This is a genomic window from Paenibacillus sp. YPG26 (assembly GCF_023704175.1).
In the GTDB taxonomy this organism is placed as follows: Bacteria; Bacillota; Bacilli; order Paenibacillales; family Paenibacillaceae; genus Fontibacillus.
The window spans coordinates 2,302,897-2,324,283 of sequence record NZ_CP084530.1; the positions used below are offsets into that span (position 1 = coordinate 2,302,897).

Annotated in this window: 19 protein-coding genes; 5 read left to right on the forward strand and 14 right to left on the reverse strand. The window is 48.5% G+C overall.

All coding sequences use genetic code 11. From position 1 onward, the window contains the following. Nucleotides 1-12 precede the first annotated feature (12 nt). Entirely contained in the window at nucleotides 13-945 is a 933-nt protein-coding gene (locus tag LDO05_RS10850) for a catalase family peroxidase (RefSeq protein WP_251375421.1), read from the forward strand. 119 nt (nucleotides 946-1,064) lie between these two features. On the opposite strand, the gene LDO05_RS10855 is transcribed toward LDO05_RS10850, so the two are convergent. The 9 genes from LDO05_RS10855 to LDO05_RS10895 all read right to left on the reverse strand — a co-directional run bounded on the left by LDO05_RS10855 (nucleotide 1,065) and on the right by LDO05_RS10895 (nucleotide 10,165). Further along, nucleotides 1,065-1,610, reverse strand: coding sequence for an acyl-CoA-like ligand-binding transcription factor (locus tag LDO05_RS10855; protein WP_251375422.1), 546 nt, complete (start codon nucleotides 1,608-1,610; stop codon nucleotides 1,065-1,067). 62 nt (nucleotides 1,611-1,672) lie between these two features. After that, on the reverse strand, nucleotides 1,673-3,196 hold the full coding sequence (locus LDO05_RS10860; RefSeq protein ID WP_251375423.1) for an MFS transporter: 1,524 nt from the start codon (nucleotides 3,194-3,196) through the stop codon (nucleotides 1,673-1,675). A 152-nt stretch (nucleotides 3,197-3,348) separates the two neighbouring features. Continuing rightward, nucleotides 3,349-4,134 (reverse strand): ABC transporter permease, encoded by a 786-nt coding sequence (locus tag LDO05_RS10865; protein ID WP_251375424.1) that lies wholly within the window; start codon nucleotides 4,132-4,134, stop codon nucleotides 3,349-3,351. A 4-nt stretch (nucleotides 4,135-4,138) separates the two neighbouring features. Next, nucleotides 4,139-4,945, reverse strand: coding sequence for an ABC transporter permease (locus LDO05_RS10870; RefSeq protein ID WP_251375425.1), 807 nt, complete (start codon nucleotides 4,943-4,945; stop codon nucleotides 4,139-4,141). Beyond that, on the reverse strand, nucleotides 4,938-5,987 hold the full coding sequence (locus LDO05_RS10875) for an ABC transporter ATP-binding protein (protein ID WP_251378701.1): 1,050 nt from the start codon (nucleotides 5,985-5,987) through the stop codon (nucleotides 4,938-4,940). Before LDO05_RS10875 ends, LDO05_RS10870 begins: the two co-directional genes overlap by 8 nt. 233 nt (nucleotides 5,988-6,220) lie before the next feature. Then, nucleotides 6,221-7,456, reverse strand: a complete 1,236-nt coding sequence (locus LDO05_RS10880; RefSeq protein WP_251375426.1) for a polysaccharide deacetylase family protein — start codon at nucleotides 7,454-7,456, stop codon at nucleotides 6,221-6,223. 179 nt (nucleotides 7,457-7,635) lie between these two features. Beyond that, nucleotides 7,636-8,556 (reverse strand): NAD-dependent epimerase/dehydratase family protein, encoded by a 921-nt coding sequence (locus LDO05_RS10885; RefSeq protein ID WP_251375427.1) that lies wholly within the window; start codon nucleotides 8,554-8,556, stop codon nucleotides 7,636-7,638. Between the two features lie 52 nt (nucleotides 8,557-8,608). Then, the gene (locus LDO05_RS10890; RefSeq protein ID WP_251375428.1) at nucleotides 8,609-9,496 is read right to left on the reverse strand and encodes a MerR family transcriptional regulator; all 888 of its coding nucleotides are present in this window, start codon (nucleotides 9,494-9,496) and stop codon (nucleotides 8,609-8,611) included. Between the two features lie 48 nt (nucleotides 9,497-9,544). After that, nucleotides 9,545-10,165 (reverse strand): TVP38/TMEM64 family protein, encoded by a 621-nt coding sequence (locus tag LDO05_RS10895; RefSeq protein ID WP_251375429.1) that lies wholly within the window; start codon nucleotides 10,163-10,165, stop codon nucleotides 9,545-9,547. A gap of 221 nt (nucleotides 10,166-10,386) precedes the next feature. Between LDO05_RS10895 and LDO05_RS10900 the strand changes: the two genes are divergently transcribed. Further along, the gene (locus tag LDO05_RS10900; RefSeq protein WP_251375430.1) at nucleotides 10,387-11,700 is read left to right on the forward strand and encodes an MFS transporter; all 1,314 of its coding nucleotides are present in this window, start codon (nucleotides 10,387-10,389) and stop codon (nucleotides 11,698-11,700) included. 315 nt (nucleotides 11,701-12,015) lie between these two features. Here the strand turns inward: LDO05_RS10900 and LDO05_RS10905 are convergent, their stop codons facing one another. Then, nucleotides 12,016-12,900, reverse strand: a complete 885-nt coding sequence (locus LDO05_RS10905) for a LysR family transcriptional regulator (protein ID WP_251375431.1) — start codon at nucleotides 12,898-12,900, stop codon at nucleotides 12,016-12,018. A gap of 113 nt (nucleotides 12,901-13,013) precedes the next feature. On the opposite strand from LDO05_RS10905, the gene LDO05_RS10910 reads away from it, so the two are divergent. After that, the gene (locus tag LDO05_RS10910) at nucleotides 13,014-13,715 is read left to right on the forward strand and encodes a type 1 glutamine amidotransferase domain-containing protein (protein ID WP_346657563.1); all 702 of its coding nucleotides are present in this window, start codon (nucleotides 13,014-13,016) and stop codon (nucleotides 13,713-13,715) included. Between the two features lie 170 nt (nucleotides 13,716-13,885). Here the strand turns inward: LDO05_RS10910 and LDO05_RS10915 are convergent, their stop codons facing one another. Further along, nucleotides 13,886-14,569, reverse strand: a complete 684-nt coding sequence (locus LDO05_RS10915) for an AlkZ-related protein (protein ID WP_251375432.1) — start codon at nucleotides 14,567-14,569, stop codon at nucleotides 13,886-13,888. 429 nt (nucleotides 14,570-14,998) lie between these two features. Here LDO05_RS10915 and LDO05_RS10920 point away from each other — a divergent pair, with 429 nt between their 5' ends. Beyond that, nucleotides 14,999-15,691, forward strand: a complete 693-nt coding sequence (locus LDO05_RS10920; RefSeq protein ID WP_251375433.1) for a futalosine hydrolase — start codon at nucleotides 14,999-15,001, stop codon at nucleotides 15,689-15,691. Beyond that, nucleotides 15,688-16,536 (forward strand): 1,4-dihydroxy-6-naphtoate synthase, encoded by an 849-nt coding sequence (locus LDO05_RS10925; RefSeq protein WP_251375434.1) that lies wholly within the window; start codon nucleotides 15,688-15,690, stop codon nucleotides 16,534-16,536. Before LDO05_RS10920 ends, LDO05_RS10925 begins: the two co-directional genes overlap by 4 nt. A gap of 256 nt (nucleotides 16,537-16,792) precedes the next feature. Here LDO05_RS10925 and LDO05_RS10930 read toward each other — a convergent pair whose 3' ends face one another. The 3 genes from LDO05_RS10930 to LDO05_RS10940 form a co-directional block, all read right to left on the reverse strand. Then, a complete protein-coding gene (locus tag LDO05_RS10930; protein ID WP_251375435.1) occupies nucleotides 16,793-18,751 on the reverse strand; it encodes an ATP-dependent DNA helicase in 1,959 nt (652 codons plus the stop codon). Nucleotides 18,752-18,981: 230 nt separating this feature from the next. Beyond that, entirely contained in the window at nucleotides 18,982-20,247 is a 1,266-nt protein-coding gene (locus LDO05_RS10935; RefSeq protein ID WP_251375436.1) for a DUF445 domain-containing protein, read from the reverse strand. Between the two features lie 180 nt (nucleotides 20,248-20,427). Next, the gene (locus LDO05_RS10940; RefSeq protein ID WP_251375437.1) at nucleotides 20,428-21,336 is read right to left on the reverse strand and encodes a radical SAM/SPASM domain-containing protein; all 909 of its coding nucleotides are present in this window, start codon (nucleotides 21,334-21,336) and stop codon (nucleotides 20,428-20,430) included. Nucleotides 21,337-21,387 lie beyond the last annotated feature (51 nt).

Genomic DNA, 21,387 nt, shown 5'->3' on the forward strand with positions numbered 1-21,387 from the left:
AGGAGTATAGATATGCATCCACATCGACCCGACCGACGCACTTTAGCACAACAAGCTGTAGATTCTATTGAGGATTTCGATGGTCCGCACCGCGGATTCCGCCGGGCACACGCCAAAGGTGCCTGCTTCACTGCCATGTTCGTGCCTAACGGAAGTGCAGCTACTTTAACCACAGCAGCCCACCTTCAACATCAAGAGGTGCCCGCCGTTGTGCGGTTCTCAGGCAGTAATCCAGATCCGAATATGGCAGACCTGCTGTCTCCGGCCAAAGGCATGGCTGTCCAATTTCAGCTGCCGGACCAATCCAGGACAAATATTGTTGCAGCTACCATTCCTGTGTTCTTCGCCCGTACCCCTGAGTCATTTACGGATATCATGAAGACAGCAGCCGCACTCAAACATAAAGAACTTTCGGTTCCTGAGAAGATCAAGGCTGTCTTTGAACACTTTTCGGAGAGCAAGAACGCCTTCTTCCAGCTGGGCAAATTAAAGCCGCCTGTAAGCTATGCCACCAGCCGGTATTATTCTATCCATGCCTATTACTTCGTCAATGACAAAGGGGATCGGCAACCTGTCAAATACGAGTGGGAACCCGAATTGGGTACACAAACCCTCTCTCCCGAAGAAGCAAGCTTCCAGCCCTCAGATTATCTTGAAGAAGATCTAATCAAACGTACAGCGCAGGGAAGAATCGGCTTCAAGCTCTACATTGTACTGGGCGATGCCAGCGATCCTACGGATGACCCTACGGAACTCTGGCCAGATGATCGGGAGCGCCTAGAGGTGGGGACACTCTACATTACAGACCCGATAGCAGAACCGAAGGATCTAATTATGGATCCTACCCTCCTGACTTCAGGAATCGAGCTGTCCGACGATCCCATTTTGAATTTCCGGCACGAGGCTTACGCCATCTCCCACCACCGGCGGAGTATGGATGAATAGTCATGATATCCTTGTAATCCAAAAGAAGCCCGATCGGAGCATTCTCCGTCAGGGCTTCTTTTTAGTGATGAACTGTCATCTTTGCTTGTAATTAAAGGTTCAGTCGCGCCAAGAATACCTTATTGAAGCGGCAGTCCTTTTTCCAGTTGGGTCATCGCTTCTTCCATCAGATCTGCGAACTCCAAGTCTGGATGCTCGGCATGCTGCATCATGACCGAGATATTCACCCCAATAATTGCACCAGCCAATGTTCTTACCGAGAAATCATCAGGACTGCTGCCTACGCGCTTCGCTACCATTTCCGCAATCATCTTCATCGTACTCATCATATTGTTCAGCAGAGCAGCCCGAAGCTCCGGCACATGCATAATCAGTTGATTTCTCTCCCGCATTGCGATTATTTCTTGCTCGGACATCCCTGAGATGCCCGTCATCATCGCTGCTCGCACAGCTTGCAGCGGGCTTAGATCAGGCGGCTGATTCTCAAAGGCCTCGACCAATATCGAATCATAGCTATCTGTAATAATCACATCCTCCTTGGTTGCGAAATAACGAAAGAATGTACTTGGAGATATCTCCGCCGCTTCTGCAATTTGCTCTACCGTGGCTGAGTTATATCCCAACTCGCGAAACAAACGAAGGGCATGCATTTGAATCGATGCCATCGTCTTAGCCTTCTTTCGTTCACGTAGTCCCTTACTCCTTGAATTACCAGACGCCAACTTGCTCACTCCCCGAGATTAGTAATCTCGAATTCCGCACTCTCCTTCCGTTCCGAGCTTGAGCGCAGGAATGCCAATACTAGTATTAACCCTAGTACAGATATGCCCGCGCATACCCATAACATCATATCCATTCCGTGGATAAAGGCGGTACGTACGGAACTCAGAAGATTCTCCGAATGTAACTGGGCCGCAGCAGTCGTACCCGCTGATACACTCCGCTGCACTGCCTCTACAGCTTGACCCGGTATTTCGTCTAAGTTCAGTTTATCACGATATCCGCTGCTAAGCACAGTTCCGAGCAGGGCAACTCCAATCGCTCCGCCAACCTGCCGCAAGGCCATGATTAGTGCCGAGCCCACCCCGCTTCTCTCTGCTGATAATGTGGAGATTGCAACATCCATGGCTACAGGGAGAACAAAACCAATTCCAAGGCCTACAATAGTGATCCAGATTGATGTGAATCCATACCCGTGCCCAAGCTCGGTTGTCGCCCCTAGACCCATACCGCCTGCCAGCAGGAGGAAGCCTATGCACAGGCTCCATTTTCCTCCCATCCGGGCTGTAATAACATCCGATACTTTCGCCCCTACAATAAGTCCACCAATGATGGGCAGAAGTCGCAGGCCTGTTCCCATAGGGTCAGCTCCTTCTACAGCTTGAAAATACTGCGGAGTTACAAATAAGATTCCAAACATGGCAAACGAAACCAAAGTGGCAAGTACCGAGCCCCATGTGAATTCAGGGGAACGAAATAATGAGATATCGATAAGAGAGTGAACTATTCGTTTTTGCCACCAGACAAAGCCTGCCAATAAAGCAACTCCAGCCAGGATGAGGAGAAGCGACGCCAGGTCTCCCCATCCTTTCTCACCTGCCTCAATGACTCCATAGGTGAAACTGGATAACCCGATACTGGACAAAAGTACACCCAGGATATCCACACGCGGTTTTTTTGAACTTCTGGATTCAGGGAGCAGCACCGCAACGGCCAAAACGCCAATAATTACAATGGGAATGTTGATAAGGAAGACGGAACCCCACCAGTAATTATCCAATAACCATCCACCTATAATGGGTCCAAGCGGAATTCCGATCGAATTGGCAGTGACCCAGATTCCAATGGCCTTGGGCCGTTCCTGTTCCGTAAATATCACTGGAATAATGGACATAGACATCGGCAGCAAGATTGCAGCTCCAAGTCCCAGAAACGCACGGCCGGCAATCAACTGTCCCGCTGTGTGGGCGTAAGCACTTGCCACAGATGCTATGCCGAACATAATTAAAGCACAAATAAGCATTTTCTTTCGGCCAAGCCGATCCCCTAGCAGACCTGCGGGAAGCAGAGCTGCAGCCAGAACCAAATTATAAGCATCCGCGAACCACTGAAGCTGGCTGTTCGAAGCATGAAGATCCTCCGCAATTGTGGGCAGAGCCAGATTCAGCACGGTTAGATCCAGCCCAACTGTAAGCAAGCTGACAGCCAGAGCACCGAGCACCCACCATTTCCTTTTCCCCAAATCCATCATTTCAAGAATCCACCTTTCAACCCGATTTTATTTTGATACTTAGTGTCTTTTGATAGTTTATGTCATTTTATATTTCCTGTCAATTTTCTTTTGTAACACAAAAAACCGTTCCCCGAAAGGAACGGTTTTATCGCCGTATTTCACCTGCTAAATCACGATCCGGCACCCCTGTATTTTTTCACACCATAATTCCAGGCTGTAATACCAATTGCTAAGAAAATAATTCCCATCACTGGAGTGAGGTAAGCCATCCTCTGCATCTCCTCGCGCTGGAGGAACAACGATGCGGGATAGATACCCACAAAGGCAAACGGCATAATCCAGGTCAGCAGCACCTGAATAGCCCGATTGTAGATCGTTACCGGATAACGTCCATAGCTTTGAATGTTATACATCAAGGGAAGAATGCCTGTAGGCGCATCCGAATAAAAGGATAGAGAAGTCAAGGTGGTATAGATCCCCGTATAGATAGCCACTGCGCTAATGGTTAGAATAATTAACGCCGGAATGGTCCACCATTCCACAGCAAGCCCCAGATTGCTTCCACTGACCGCCATAATAACTATCCCGATGATAGAGCCTATGAGCGCAGGCGGGTCTACATTCTCAAGGAAGATCTGGAACAGATTGTGTGCCGGCCGGGTCATAATCCGGTCCATCTCCCCTTTAACGATATACCGCTCACTAAAGCCCCACAAGTTGATAAAGCAGCTAAAGATCCCGAAAGGAACCATGAAGAACCCATACACAAATACAACCTCATTCTCACTCCACCCGCCCAGACTGTTGGTGTGCATGAATATGACGAAGATGAAAATGAGATTCGTTGCCTGAAACAGCAGGTCTGAGATCACTTCCACCCAAAAATCGGCACGGTAGGTCAGCCTCGTCTTCATATAATTTTTCAGATATTCAACGATCAAGCCCAAATAATACATGCTCTTACCCTCCTTGCACGAACAAGCGCCGCCGCGCAAGCCCATATAACCAGATCATCGGGATTAACAACAGTGCGAACCAGACGATCTGAATACCCAGTACGTTCCAGATTCCAACTCCTGTAACCCGGCCTGTGAATACGGATCCAGGTAGATAGGTAATAGCCTGGAACGGCAGGTACTCCAATACGGTTGCGAGCCAGCCCGGGAAGAGGCTGATGGGTACAACAAGGCCTGAGAACAGGTCCACGATAACCCGTTTCATGCGCATCATGCCTTCGTTATTCTCCACGAAGAAGGCCATAATCCCGGTTATGACATTAATCTGTGAATTGATCAGGAAGCTGAAGAACAGCATGACCAGGAATCCGACCCAGGATGACCAGGCTGTCGGCAGCTCAATGGGATACAGCAGCAGCGCCACCGCCATACCGGGGATCATGAGCAGCAAGAACCGGAACATTCCCTCTCCGAGCCCCTGCATCATTTTCACAAGCATATAGTTATACGGACGGATGAACTGAATGGCAATGCTGCCATCCCGGATATCTGTAGAAATCTCCCGGTCCAGGTTGTTGAAATAGAAGGCCCTAGCCATCCACGAGACGGCGATGTAGGTTGTCATCTGGATCGCGTTGAATCCCCCGAGCTCCCCTTCGCTTCCATATATCGCTTTCCATGTGAAGTAATACACACCGATGTTCAAAGTGTATATTAGAATCCCCGAATAATAGTTGACGCGATAAGCGAGCATCGTCAGGAACCGGATACGGATGAAATCCAGATAAGCGCTGCTCTTTAATCTAGACATGAGCCACCTTGTCCTTCTCCGGAGCTTCAGGATTATCCATCTTCACGGCCGAGCCGGACTGGTAAATGCTTCGGACAATGTCGTCTGTATTCGTCTCAATGATCTTGATATCTGTAATATCGGCCTGCCCTACCACACGGCCAAGTACATCAGAGACATTAATCTCAAGCGGAATCCAGACCTTCGCATTCAGGTCGTTCTCAGCCGACCATTTCACCGGAAGCTCCTGTGTCCAGGCTTCGAGCTGAGACAACCTTGTGCTGCGCCCGAATTGGAACAACACCTCGCGTCCTGTACCCCAGCGGTTCTTGAGCTCCTCAAGCCCGCCGTCATAAATGATCCGTCCATCATCAAGCATAATAACCCGGGAGCAGAGGGCTTCAATATCCTGCAGATCATGAGTGGTCAGCAGAATGGTTGTTCCATGCTCGCGGTTCATGTCTCTCAGGAAGTCCCTGATCTCGGATTTGACCACAATATCAAGGCCTATAGTGGGCTCGTCCAGAAACACTATAGAAGGATTATGAAGCAGTGCGGCAACCAGTTCACAGCGCATTCGCTGACCAAGACTAAGCTTGCGGACGGGCCGACTGAGCAGATCCTGAAGCTGAAGTCGCTCCACCAGTTCATCCAGCCGCTTCTTGAAGTCCTGCTCTGGAACTTGGTACACTTTGCGCAGCAGCTGAAAGGATTCGATCACTCCAATATCCCACCACAGCTGGCTGCGCTGACCAAAGACAACGCCTATATTCTTAACGAACTTCTCCCTCTCCTGATAAGGAACGTACCCACCCACAGACAGATGGCCTGAGGTAGGCACCAGAATGCCTGTCAGCATCTTGATGGTCGTCGACTTGCCAGCCCCGTTCTCTCCGATATATCCGCATATTTCACCCTCCGGGATCTGAAAAGAGATATCCTTAACCGCGGTCACTTCCTGGTATCTGCGTTTGAATAAATCCTGAAAGGCTCCTTTCAGACCCTCGCGGTTACGCTGTACTTTGAATGTTTTTCTTAAATCCTCAACCTCGATAGCTAACAATGAACTCACCAACTCTCTGTTATTGTTCCAGTATGAAATTATAGTGCAATCCTCTCAAAAGTACCACCTATTCAGACAATTCGGGAACAATATCCCAGCATGTGGAGCTCATCCAATTAGATTACCTGAGACTAAAAAAGAAACCGTTCCTTGGGTTAAATGCTTCAGGGAACGGCCCATGGGTGTTAATCACTGAAAATGAGTTCTCAAACTATGCTTCATCATCTGCTTCCCTAGCGGACATCATGCCAAAAGTTAACAGGTGTCATCTCCGGCGTGATCAGCTCAAAGCTGTAGCCTTCACGCTTAAGCTCGGCAAGGACACTCGGCAGCACCTTCAGCGTCTCCGCCTGATCATGGAACAGAATAATAGGCTTAATTCCCTTCTTATGCAGTGCATGAACCTGATTCATTACCCGATTATAAACAGCCTTGCTGTTGCTCTTGTACTTCCAGTCCTCAGAATCCACATTCCAGTCCCATAGGTGATAGCCATGGCTGATTAGCTTATCCCGGTAAGATTGGACCAGATATGGCTTGCTGCCATAAGGAGGGCGAATAAGCTTGGATTTCACCTTAGCGGCGCGGTATAGATGCTCATTATCAGCATCCATTTCTTGCAAGGCCGCCGCGGGAGACAGGTAGAACTTCGACTTGATATGTGTCATCCCATGCAAGGCAGGCTGATGGCCTTCCTGAACCAGTCTTTTGACGGAAGTGGAATAAGTATCAATATGATTGCCTAACATGAAAAAGGTCGCTTTGGCCTCGTATTTATTAAGGATATCCAGCAGCTGATCTGTGTGTGCGGTTGGACCATCATCAAAAGAAAGATACACCGGTTGCTTAGCAGGCTTATCCTTCTGTTCCTGTCCTTTCCGCCCTTTTTGTCCTTTCTGTTCCTGCTCCTTCTTCAGCTTCTCTTTTCTTGCCTCCTCGGCCTTAATCTTCCTCTCAGCCTCTATCTCTTGGTCCAACCTGTCATTCTTCTCTTTGTTCTTCACCACAGCGTCCTGATTCTGCTGGACGAATATATCGTCTGTCTGCACACCCGGAGCATTGATGAGTCTCAGCAACCTGGACTCTGCCTGATAAGTGACTAGGTACCCGAATTCTCTAGCAATCAGGGCCACAGGGACCAGGGTCTTCCCGGATTGGACGGGTAGCTTAATCTCAATAGCAGAACCATCTGTCTTGATCATGATCCCGGCTGGTGGCTTCAAAGTAATACTCGTGTAATTTGCGTCCGTTAACGCAATGTCATCCGGTGTACCCGCGACCTGCACACTTAGAACAGCAGCAAGGTCTCTGACGGGCATATAGTAGCTCCCTTCAATCAGCTCCGGCTGAATATCTGATACATGGTCATTCACACCAAGAAGGGCGGTATGATTACCCGCTGCCGCCGCGGTCTGTACGACAGCCATACAGAATACAATTATAATCATCAAAGTCAGCTTTTTGTACATGAACCCGATTCCTCCGATTCTATCACTATTAATCTACCCCATTAATTTATACCATTTCATAGAATATGGGTAGAGTCATGACAACAAGGACGTCTGAACTGCTATATAACTGGCAGCTCGGACGCCCTTCTGTTGGCAAATCCGCAAATGATTAAATGTCTAGACATGCTGTAGCCAATCTATGTTCTAGACCTATACCAATCCAATGTTCTTGCTATGGATTCCTCCATTGGGGTCGCATTTATCCCGAACTTCAAGCTGAACTTGCTGCTGTCTACAATAAAATCGTTCTCAAATTGATAGAGCATTTCAATGCTCTCGCGGGCAGCTGGAATAAAGAGTCCGCCGATCCTAAGCATGGTTCTTCCCATCGGCTGAATGCTGCCTTCAGTACCAAGCGATGCACCCACAAGCTTCGCGAACTGACGGGTAGTCACCGCAGGGGCATTTGGAACATGCCAGACTTCACCAAATGCCTCTTCACAAGACCCAAGCGTAACCAATGCGCTGCCAAAATCCCCTATGTACGTATACGTATGTGTGGTATCCGGATCACCAAACACACTAGAAGGCTTGCCCTTCATGATGGGCTTGAAGAACCTTTCTCCCACAGCAGAGTTCAGGACCCCGGGTCCGAAGAAATCAGACCCTCTGCCTATAACCACCTGAACCTTGCCCTCTCTATGTGCCTTAAGCAGCTGCTCAGACAGCTCACCTCTGACCCTCCCTTTCTTGGTCATGGCGGCAAATGGCAGATTCTCCTTCATAACCGACCCCACGGGTCCATACATATAGAGATTCTCCGCCACAATCAGCTTGGCGCCCGATTCCGCTGCTCCATTAACAATATTCTCCTGCATCCTGCCAAAGAGCTGATCCCATTTGTGATACGCTGGCGAGGCACAGTGATAAATCACTTCTGCTCCTTTCAACATCTGCCGGGCCTGCACTTCATTCAGCAAATCTGCTTGTAACACCTGTACACCTTCAGCCAGCGGCCCCTTCCCGCTGGAGTTCACCATGGTTACCGGTTCGCCTCTCTTTAGCAGCTCCTGCATAACAGCCTGGCCTAACGGCCCTGTACCGAGCACAACATTCATATCTTGTTCCCTCCTAAAATCTTGATGAATATAAAAATAAACCCTATAGCAGCTATAGGGTCAATCTTTTTCTCACCGGAACTTGCAGTTCCACTATGAATTCTTCAGGCTTCATCATTTGGGACATATCCACAAGATATTGTTCAATCGCCGGTCCAGCCGCCTCATAATCTCCCAAGTTCATCCAGGTTAGCAGACGCTGATATATTTGCTTGCAGGAATCCGCGTTAGGAATCCCGCAATACAGCGCAGTTATATAGTTTCCTTCAGGAATCGTACTCAAATACTCCGGCTGCTGCCGGGCAGTGTTCTCTTCCCTCACTTCCCTCTCGTCACGTATGGGAATACACCGTTCAAGATCCACATAATCACGGTCAAAAGTAAGCAGGTCTTCATGATATATAGTCATAATGTATCCATCAGCCTGTAGACCTGCTTCTGCTATGAATTGATAGAGCTCGGTAAATCCAATCACTGAGGGCTCCAGACCACAGCCTGTATGCATGCGGCGGGAAGCGATTCTGCGCTCCGGTATATATTTAAGTTCAACCAGGACATCCGTCTCGGGAATGCCATGTCCCAGCTCCTTCAGGAAATCCAATTGACTGATTCTCTGCTCGAGGGAATCCGCGGCCTGCCTGAGCGAGTTCATCTTGTACAAGGTCTCCTCATGCTTCAGGATCATCATCGTTCGAATCTCATCCAAACTTCTGGAGCCGATGACCTGACCAATTTCCTCCAGTGAGAATTGGAGCTGCTTCATATCCTGCACAATTTTGATATGCAGAAGATTGAGATTGGAATAATGTCGATATCCTGTTGCAGGGTCAATATCTCCAGGCTTCACCAGGTTTATTTTGTCGTAAAATCTAAGGGTCTGCACTGAAGTGTTACAGATCTTCGCGGCCTGGCCAATGGTATAGAGCTGGTCTGTCGCCATATTGAGTACTATTCCCCCTATTGAAGCTGTTCCAGGCTAGGATGGACCCTAGCCCGAATCCGTTCTCCCAAGACGATCCTTTCTGGCAAATCTGGCTTCAATTCGCTTCATTAGCCATAGCGAACCTGCAATGAAGGCCACAATGTAGAGCAGTTCCACAGGACGCTCCATGTACTTGGTTACATCTGAACCAATCCAGGATACTGCAAAGATCATAATTCCTTTCCCTACCAATACAGCAAGCAGGAAGGAGCGGAATCTCATTCCAGCAAGCGCTGCGGCGATATTAATTACCACAAAGGGCCCAACCGGGAATATACTTAGCAGGAATACATAGCTGAACCCATTATTTTGAATCCAGTATCTGGTCCTGGCGACTTTGGGCTTCTTCACAAGCCGTGCCAGAAAGGAATGTCCGCCAATTCTCCGAACAATCAGGTAAGTAAGCATGCAGCCCGCGACCATACCCACCCAGGAATATAGGAAGCCCAGCCACAACCCATATACCGCGGCATTCACACCTACGATGATCAGGGTCGGTAATGGGGGGATGAACGATTTCAAGAAGGGCAGCAGAACACCCGGAAGAGGACCGAGAGCGCGAAACTGCTCAATCCAGTTCTTGAGATTCTCTTCTGTCATATAGGACAGGATTTCCGATATTTGCATAGGACCTCCAAGCATGTTCCTGTGTTGTAAGTGTTACTAGCTAGCATACCTCATCCGGAACGGCCTTGTCATGAGATAAGCAGATTTGACACAAGGTTGCCTAAACTAGATGAATATCTGGTATATTAATCTTATTAATTGTCAATTGGTCAATTATTAGGCGTCATCTCACTGTCAGCCTGCAAGCCGGACAGAGAATTGGAATCTTGGAGGAACATGCTGTGCACTTTATCCCTAATACGATCTTGGAAATCCGAAGCTGGTCACGCAACATTAGATTATTTTTCCTGGCAAATATTTTTTATCAGATTGGAACCGGCATCTTCTCCCTGCTATACAACCTGTATATCCAGGGACTAGGATACGGGGATATGATGAATGGACGGGTTGTAAGTATTCAATCACTGGCAACAGCCATTATGTTCATTCCCATTGGACTGATCGGAGACCGGACCAGTGGCAAGCGTCTTCTCGTAATCGGAGGACTGTTCAGCGGACTTCTGTTCCTTGGGCGCTCCTTCCTGGTATCGGAGAGCAGTCTGGTAATCCTTGCGGTTCTAACGGGTTTGTTCGCATCGATCTTTCAGGTGCTGGCTATTCCCTACTTGGCGGCAAATATCAGCAAAGCGCAGCGTCTGCGTATGTTCAGCATCTTCTCGTCGGTTGTTCTGGCTGCCCAGGTCTTCGGTAGTATGGGCGGAGGCATACTTGCTGATCTTCTGCAGGCGCTGGACATCACCAGATTGATGAGTCTGAGGGTAGTACTATTGACTGGAAGCATCACTACCCTGCTTGCCGTCATTCCACTCTTGTTCTTATCTGAAGCAGCCAGAGCAGATTCTAGCTCCAGGTCTGAAATGGAGCCTGGAAGGACAGGGTCCACAGAAGACCCAGAGCTTCCTGTAACCAGGCCAAAGCCAAAAGAGCCCTCAACAGAAGCCGCCAAAGATTATGCGTTCATCTCCAGGTTCGTTGTGGCCCAGCTGCTTGTGGGCCTCGGTTCGGGGCTCGTTGTGCCTTATCTTAATCTGTATTTCACCAACCGGTTCTCGGTGTCCCTCAGCGCCATGAGTGTCCTGATCTCGCTTGGGCAGGTCATGACCATTGTCTCTATGCTGATTGGTCCTTCGCTCGCAGCCCGTGTTGGCCCGGTCAAGGCTGTAGTGATCTTTCAGATCCTGTCCCTGCCGTTCCTCCTGCTTACCGGCTTCACGCAGCTGCTGCTGATCGCTTCCGTCAGCTTCTTATTCAGACAAGCGCTCATGAACGCGGCTAATCCGATCCAATCATCCATTATGATCGACAGAGTCTCAGACCGCAGGCGCGGGATTGCCAATTCCCTGATGCAGACGGCCTTCATGCTCGGATGGGCCACGATGGGGCCGGTTCAGTCCTATTTTGTCACGACTTATGGTACCTATTGGGGCTATGCCATAACTTTTAGTATTACAGGGGTACTCTATATTGTCTCCTCGCTGATGTATTTCTTCATGTTCAGAGAGCGGCCGGCAAGTACCATTAGCACAGTTGGTTAATCCTATGCAATCGCACACAAGGAGCCTCAAGGTCATCTGACCCGAGGCTCCTTGTGTTATATTCCCTGACAGGTGTATCCGGAGTCAAGGTCTCTTGACATCACGACCCGGGATCTTTTCCAAGTCCGGCTTGTCTCTGCCCAGTTGCATTAACCAGTATAATACTGCCCACAATCATAACAAAGGCAATAACCAGGTTCATACTTAGCGATTCTCCCATGAAGATTACACTGCAGACTATTGATACGACCGGGATCAGAGAACAAAGTCCTAGACTATTGCAGTATCATTGATCAAAGGTTCCCCTGCAGCTGATCAAGTAGAGAAAGGAGTACACGTGCAACGCTCTACAAATTTCATGATAGTAGGATTGATTTGGTCAATAGTACGATATGCTAACCAAACTTCATTCGTAATGGGGTTAGTTGGGACCCATAATTCCTTCAAAGAGCCATTGGATAATTCAACCTTGATCATATCATCAGTCATTACACTCACGCCTTTTCCTTGCACTAACATTGATTTAATAATACGAATATCAGGTATGATTACACGTGGAAGCAATGGTGGACATTCTCCAAATGCTTCGATCCAAAATTTTCGTATGAATGGAAGTTCGGAACTATAGCTGATCCAGTCCAAGTGTTCCAATGATTCTTTTACATTTGAAGAAGATTCACCGAGTCCATCTGGGAGCTCAGTATTCGCTGGCCCTACAAGCCGCAACGTTTCCTTTGACAAACGGACAAATATGATTCCAGGTACATCTATGTATGTTGTCATAATAGCCACGTCTAAATGACCAAGCTTTAACGAATCAACTAGCTCTGTTGTCTCATTAAAACTAATATTCAAGTGTTGAGGTAACCCTTCTACTCGATTCATGATGGATTCATACACGTATTCTCTTGGGCCACCGAGCCGGATAACAGGATGCTCAGACTGACTCTGAAATCCAGCCGTTATTCTCTCTAACTGGTCCACAGCACGTGAAATTTGGCGATACAACATTTTTCCTTGTTCGGTGGGTAAAGTTTGCCGCGACGTGCGCTGAAATAAGACTTCACCTACTTCAGCTTCAAGTGCAGTTACATGGTGGGTCAAAGCTGGCTGAGTCATAAAGCGGAACTTAGCAGCCGCAGATATAGATCTTAATCGATAAATGGACACAAATGAGCGATAACATTCAAAGTCAGCCATAATTTTTTTTATGCCTCCATGATGTTTTTATAATTTGTATTATAGCTTTCGCCAAATTAAAATGGAAATAAATCACATGGGAATCTTGTTTCTTAGTGAAATTATTAATGAGAGTGGGATTATTAATGAATACCAAAAAGATTTTAATTGTAGTAACAAGTCACCAAGAGATTCAGCAAGAACTTCCAACTGGTCTATGGTTATCCGAATTTGTTGAGGTATACGATTTATTAATAAATGCAGGTCATCAAGTAACAGTAGCTAGTATAAAGGGAGGTAAAACTCCGATAGATCCAAACAGTTTACCTCAGGAAGGAAACGCTGAACGAATCCGTGACCATGAACAATTGCAAAATACGGTACTACTTAAAGAAGTAAGCTCTGACGATTTCGATGCCATTTATCTACCAGGAGGTCATGGAACGATGTTTGACTTCGCTAATGATATTTCACTGCAGGACATGATTCGAGAATTTGCTCAATCAGATCGAATTGTTGCAGCTGTATGTCATGGTTTGTCGGGGTTGGTGGGTGTTACATTATCAAATGGGGAATCGTTTGTGAAGGGAAAAACTCTAACATCGTTCACTAATAACGAAGAGCAAACGGTTCAACTTGATAGTCTTATGCCTTTCTTGTTGGAAGACCGTTTGCGTCAGTTAGGTGCGAATTTCATATCCGCTCCGATTTTTAGTGACCATGTCATTACTGATGGAAACTTGATTACAGGTCAGAATCCGCAATCTTCAACGAGTCTTGGTAAAGCCTTGCTTGAAGGTTTGGAAGCAAAAGAATTATTATCAGAACGGATATGATTGTAATAAACTGATCGAGAACATTTATACATACGATGTAACCTATCGTTCGTATATTCTCAAACGGTCTCAAGATAAGAACTGCGGAGTAAATTGGATCCGAGGATTCAATTTGAGATGATGTATAGGAGCTGCATTCAGCAGTTCCTATATGTTTTATTATCAGGGATTTAGGAATCAAGTTGAAATAATTTATTGAGAAATCCCAATGCCTCAACACTGCATTTCCCAGTCAAGCAGTTCTTCAGCTCCTTCTTAGCAAGCTCCACATGAATATCAGTTTGAAGTATGCCGACGTTCTCCATCCAATGGTCGGTAGACTCGAACGAAGTACTCTTCCACGCACTATTCACATCTAAAATGATCCTACTTTCTTTGGCTCCAGAGATAACAATATCCATAGTTTCTTGCAAGTCCAAAAGGGACCTTTCAAATGTCTTCTTCATTTCTTTGCCATGCATTCTTGCTTTTAATCTTAGTGACCTAGTTTCGATGCCTTCTTCCTCTCTGATGTGTCGATAAAGCACTAGAGCATCATTAGAAATCAGACCTTGTTGATAACGAACTTCAATAGATCTATTGCTTCCTAAAATGACTTTAACCCATGGGAACAATTCGCGTGAGATAAGAATCGGTTTTTTCTTAATGAATTTACCGTAAGCCGCTGCGCCATCACTGGGAAGTCGTGTACGCCAAAGCCAAGGATCAGTTTCAGTCCCCGTTAACCATTGCTCGCCAAAAGTGATTTCGTAAAGTGAGGGATGGTGTGGAATAAGTGGTGACAGTGGCAAGATGCCCACTTCATTAATAAGTTGAACAGCCTCTTTATATGTAGAGATTTTTGTTTGGATCATTCGTACTTCCTCCTAATCGCAGCTTCCTATAGAATATTAGGACATTTTAAATAAAACAAATTACAAAAACGGCAGGAAGATATAAGTTTTTTTATAACACCAAATACATTACACGAAAATTATCGTTATATATAGTAGAGATATAGAACGAATCTAACACCTCTCTTTGTTGAAGGCGGCGGACTGCGATCGTGATTGCTGGTAAAACGACGCTGTTCTGCGAGTGGCCTGCCAGTTGTGATGAATATCCACGTCCGATGCCCGATTAGCAAGGAATCAGATCCCCGTAACTGCCGCTCGATTATAATACTTTGTTTTCATGGGACAATATATTAAAATAGTCAGGATATCGCTATCCGAATTGTCGGCTGTTGAAATTTGGCTTACACTGAAAAGATCAGCATCCAACCGATTTAAGGAGATTATAATATGAATCACAATTACACTCTGAACATTCCCGTCATTCGGCGGGTTCTCATTATGACTGCGGTTCCCGCTGAACAGGAAGCTGTTCTACGCGGACTGCTTGGCAGCCCTGATGGAGCGGCCTTTGATGTTCGTCTTGCCGGAGTCGGCTCCGCCGCTGCTGCCGCAAGCACAGCCAGGATTCTGGCCACAGCAGGGGACTGCTACGATCTGGTCATCAGCGCCGGAATCGGAGGCGGCTTCCCGGGCCGGGCCGAGATCGGCACGGTTGCCGTGGCGAGCGAGATTATCGCAGCCGACCTGGGCGCGGAGAGCCAGGAAGGCTTCATCAGCGTGGACGAGCTGGGCTTCGGCTCGTCCCGCATTCCGGTCCAGGCGGAGCTTGCCGCCCGCTGGACCGAGGCCCTTCAGGTTGCGGGAGTCCCCGTTCAATCGGGACCGATTGTCACGGTAACAACCGCAACCGGTACCTTGGCCACGGCCGCGGGCATCGCCGGCCGTGTTCCCGGGGCCGCCGCCGAAGCCATGGAAGGCTTCGGCGCAGCCACAGCCGCAGCGCAAGCCGGGCTGCCGGTGCTTGAGATTCGCGGAATCTCAAACCGGGTTGGCCCGCGCGACCGGTCCGCCTGGCGGATCGGCGATGCTCTTGCTGCGCTAGAGGCAGCTTTCACTCATCTCCAGGAGGTGCTCAAATGAAGATTGCTTTCTCTCCGTGTCCGAATGACACGTTTGTCTTTCATGCTCTAGTCCACGGACTCGTTCCGGGAGCGCCGGAATTCGAAGTCACCTACGCTGATATTGATATTACAAATAACTGGGCGATTGACCGTACAGGCCCGGAGATCCTGAAGGTCTCTTACGCCGCTCTCCCCTGGGTTCTCGAAGACTATGCGCTTCTTCCCTGCGGCGGAGCCTTGGGACGTGGATGCGGCCCGCTCGTCCTTACTCAGGGCGGTATCACAAGCATACAAGATCCAGCGGGGCTTAGCGGCCGGCGCGTAGCTGTTCCAAGCGAGCGTTCCACTGCTTACCTCCTGTTCAGACTTTGGGCGGCAAGAAATGTCCCCGGCGGCGTGGGTGAGATTGTAGTCATGCCATTTGACAAAATCATGCCTGCGGTAAGAGACGGACAGATCGATGCGGGACTTGTCATACATGAAGCCCGCTTCACCTATCCGAATTACGGATTAGCACTGATGACCGATCTGGGCAGCTGGTGGGAAGAGACCACTGGGCTGCCTATTCCCCTCGGAGCCATCATCGCCCGCAGATCTTTGGATCTGAAGGCGATCGCTGGCTGGATTCAAGAGTCTGTCCGCTATGCTTGGAAGCATCCCGAAGTCTCTCTCAGTTATATAGCGAGCCACGCCCAGGAGATGGCCCCTGAGGTAACTCAGGCGCATATTGATCTCTACGTGAACGAATTCACTGGGGAACTTGGGGAAGAGGGCTATAACGCGGTTAGTGCCCTGCTGAATTTGGCAGCGGATGAAGGGCTGGTTCCTGGGATTAATCCCTCACAGCTCATTTGGAAGCCTTAGGGTGATACATTACAAATAATAATCAACAACAAAGAAGCCTTCGGATTATGCATCCCCATAGTCCGAAGGCTTCTCCTTGTTGTCCTGCTTGTTTACTTATTCTTATTTAATTCAAATTCTAACTTCTGGGCATTTCTGTAGTGGAACCTTCAGCGTTTGAAGTAAACGTCCTCTCCATAATCCGGGTAGTCACTCTTACCCGTTAATACAGCAAAAACACATTCTTATTCTTAAAGTTCCGAGCGGGGGCCGCCGCCTATTCTTCAAGCACGCCGAGCGCCACTCCTGGCGGAAGAACCGAGATCACGTGCCGGGTTATCTCGGAGTCTGCTTGATGCAGCGTCCCTCCCAGGATCGCTGCAATGCCATGGTCGGTCGAAGTCCGTATCAGCCGGCCCAGACCTTGTCTGAGACGCAGCTTCATATAGGGAAGGTCAACCTCCTCGAATGGATTCTCCGCGGATTGATGCTTCGCCATGAATACAGGATCCTGCGGAGGGAAGGGCAGGGACCAGATGATCACGTTTGATAACGATGGACCCGGAACATCAAGTCCCTCCCACAAGCTGACCGCACAGAGAATACTCCGCTCCTCGGATTGGAACCTTGCGATCAAGTGACTGATCTCTTGATCCCCTTCATAATAGAACTGATACTGGGCCAGTTCCCCATTCATCCGCGACTGCTGTTTGAACTGGCGCAGTTCCTCCTTGGTCCGGAACAGGATTAGAGCTCTGCCCCCACTTTGATGAAGCAGCTTAGTGGCAAGCTCCAGCTTCCCGGCAAATGAGCCTTCTTCTCTCCAAGCCGGTGCATAGATCTCCATAGCATTCGAGTAATCATAAGGCGAAGCCGCCGAGAACGAGAGATAATCCTGAATCCCCAGGCTGTCCGCTACATAATGGAACGAACCATCCACAGACAGAGTCGCTGAGGAGAACACAATTGGAATTCTCAGATTGAATACCCGGTCCCTCAGTACCTCCTTAACCGTCTTCGGCATAATGGACAGGGTAAGACCTTCCTTATGCAGGCTTGTCCAGCAGATTGGAGCCTCTGCGCGTTGGAACAGGCTTAGTGCCTTCTGGATCATCTCGAGGTGCTCTTCAACAATACGAAGCTGGTAATCATTTAGCGTATAAAGTTCTCCCTCGAACACCAGCTCTTCCTCAATCTGATCAAGCAGATTCCTGAACTTCGCAATTTCACGGAGGAGCTGACTGGACAGGTTCACTTTCATCCGGTCAGAACCCGCCACTTCAGTACTGCTCTTCTCCAGCACATGGAACATGATTTCGCTCTGCTCAATCGCCTGGTCGATAAGCACGGCCAAGCTTTCCCGAATCTCCCCCTGCAGAAGTCTCAGAACAATCTCTTCAAATACCGTATGCTTCAAATTATAACTCAGCGCCTTCTGGGCAGCGGTCTCAAGCAAGTGTCCTTCGTCAAAGACCACCGCGCAGTGATCCGGGAGCAGCGGAAGCTGGCCCTCCTGCTTACGGCCCTCGTAAGTCCAGACATGCTCCATGTAGTAATCATGTGAACATATGATCAGATCAGAAGAAGCCCGGTAGTGGTCGCGTGATAGCGTCTGTCCGCAGCGGTGTCTTCGGTCGCATACGAAGCAGTCCTGGAAGGAATCCCAGCTGATCTTATGCCACTGCTCATCATTCAGCTCTGGGTAATCCTTCCGGTCCCCGTAGGCATGGAACGACTGCATGGTCTCTGGAGTCCGGACGAATTTCGGCAGCCCCTCATAAATCTCATCATAGTGCGTGCCTTCCATCTCTCTCGCTCTTGCTTCGTCAAGCTTAACCAGACACACATATTGGTCCGGTGACTTGCCAAGACGTGCATCAATAGCAAAGTTCAAATGCTGGATCAGCTTCGTTATGTCCCCTTCTGGCTTAACAAGCTGTTCAATCAGCGACTCATCCGCACATGCAATAATGGCGGGCTTCCGCATATAGCGGGCATAGGCCGCAGCATATAGTAGATAGACCAGGGTCTTGCCGGTGCCCACGCCGGCTTCCGCGAATATCGTCTTTTTCTCCGCAAAAGCTCTTTCTAACTGGTAAGCCATATAGATCTGCTCATCGCGCACTTCAAAGCCAGCCTCTGGCAATATATCGTAGAACACATCCGCAATCCATTCACCAAGCTGGGGAATGAAGGGTTGTGAAGAATCAAATTCAAACGGGTAACGTTGATCCAATATGTCTGCCTCCACATCAAAATCTGTATTGCTCTTCCTTCACCAAGAGCATAAGAGCAAAGAATAATTATTACATGACTGCCGCCAAAACACAACGTGCACGCAGCAATAGCGTCTGAATCTTTTTGACATTTTGAAGATACTTTGTTCAGCCAGTAGTCATACCTCCATCAAAAAGAAGATGCACCCCCGTTAACCTCCGGAGATACATCTTCGCCTTACTGCTCACTTTATACCAAAGCCCTGATCAGGCTGAGTCCAACGCCGACCAGAAATCCGCAGATCGCCCCGTTAATCCTGATCCACTGCAGATCTCTGCCTACTTTTCCTTCAATGAACGTGACCAGCTCCGCATTACTAAGCTTGTTCAGATTCTCCCTGACGAGTGCCCCGATCTTGGAATAGTGCTTCTCAACCAGCTGTATCGCCTGCTGCTGAATCCACTGTTCGCCCTGTTCTATCCGCTCAGGGCTTTCTTCCAGTCTCTCAAGCATGGTTCTCAGGAAGGGGGTTAACCACTGATCCTGGAATTCTCTGCTTACCACAATCCCTTGAACACGTATAATCAGCGACTCGATATATACTTCGATCTTCTTTTCCAAGTCGAGCTTGTCCAGCAAATTGTCCTTCCAGCCCTTTATCTCCTCAAGCAGCTCCGGCCGCTCAAGGGCATTCTTCACCTCGACGTGAAGGATCGCCAGGAGCTTGAGCCGGTTCAAATTATCCGGATCTTTGAAGTTCTCTACCTGCTTCAAGATGAAGCCCTGTATAAGATCTCCCATCTTATCTTCGCTAAGGTACCCGAGAAATGCATTTACAGCGAACTGCATTAAGCCGCCCAGCTTGATCTGTTGTACTTGCTCAGTTCCGACTCTGCCGAGCAGATCCCTCGCTTCGGGCTGCCTTACCCATGCCTCTACACGGTCCAGGGCAAGATCAATTACCTTCTCATCATACCCGCGTGAGACGATCTCATCCCATAGTCTGTTCAGGATCGCTCTCTCATCAAGTTGATCTGCCACCTGCTGAATTTCACGCATAATCAGTCCCGTTAATTGATGGACAGGGATGTTCTTCACCACAGACAGCAGAACGGATGAGATCGCATTATTGTACGTCCCTGCTTCTATACCTGTCTTGACCTTGTTAAGCGCAAGCTCTGCAATCCGTATACCTTTGATCTTGTCACCGATGCTCTCCTTGCGCAGCAGCTCCGTCTCAATCATCGCGATCACTGCTTCCGTGAGCTTCTCCCGGTTCTTCGGCAGCAGCGCTGTATGCGGCACCGGAATACCCAGAGGATGCCTGAAGAGTGCTGTGACGGCGAACCAGTCCGCCAGACCGCCGACAAGACCCGCTTCGAATCCACCCTGCAGAAGTCTTAAGCCGAGCGCACCATCATGAAATGGAAGTGTAGCCGCGAACCCGGCTCCCATTACGCCTAGAGATATTCCTGCTATATAGTTTTGTTTCGGTTTCGTTGTTTTGAGCGCCATATTCTACCTCACTTGATCTTCTGCCGTATAGATCTTCCTATCTTTAGACATCATAGCACAAATTTCTCATGTACAAAAAAGACTGCCTCTTATTACCCAAGAGACAGACTTTTGAAATAAGTATTCGCTTGAAATGATCATCCTGCATACAACATTTCCTCTTATATCCGTTCTACGCGCCTAAGAGCTAAGCGCCCCCGCTTCGCCGGGCTCCAGATCAAACCGCTTGCGATAACCGCATTTGCGGCATAACTCTTCCTTCACTTCCCGTCTGGAGAACCCGTCATACAGATTGTTCGCCCGTTCGCCCTCAATAATCTCGGAGAACGGCTTCTGGTGAATATTCCCCAGATTAATAACCCCTTCCCCATCCAGACAGCAGGGAATGACGGTGCCATCCACCAGGACTCCCGCCTGATTGCGCAGTCCGTGACAGAACCCGGGTCCATGATCCTCTTCTTCCTTAAGATCAGGCCATTTGAACTCATAATCCTGGTTCAGATAGATCCGATCTGCAATCTTGACCCCACTTCCCGGAGATACCTTCTCGATAATTTTGAAATCCAGATTGAATTCTCGCTCGATGTATTCCAGTGTCTCCCGGTTGCGCTTTCTCTGCAGGTTGGTGAGATTATCCTCACTCAGATTCCACAGCCGCAAAGATACAATCAAGTTCGACTGCGCTACAGCCTCTTTGACAAAGTTAAGAACACTTGAGATATAACCGTCCCGGTCAGTTGAACCCTCATGCCCATCGAAGCTGTGCAAGGAGAAATTCATTTGTCTAAGCGCCGGCTTGTTCAGCAGCTTGTCCCTGTTCTTGTTGATAAGGGTACCGTTGGTAGTAATGTTAACCTTAAAGCCTTTGGCATGCGCTATATCCAGCATATCCCCGATCTTAGGATGGAGCAGCGGCTCGCCTTTGACATGGAAGTAGATATAGTCCGTATGCGGCTTGATCTGATCCAGAGTAGTCTTGAAATCCTCCAGCTTAATAAAATTCGCCTGCCGCTGTGTTGGCGGACAGAAGGAGCATGCCAGATTGCAAATGCTCGTAGTCTCAATATAGAATTTCTTGAATTTTTTCATCAGGTAGAAGCTCCAATTCTCTGCAGGTTATCATGTATTACATTCAGACGC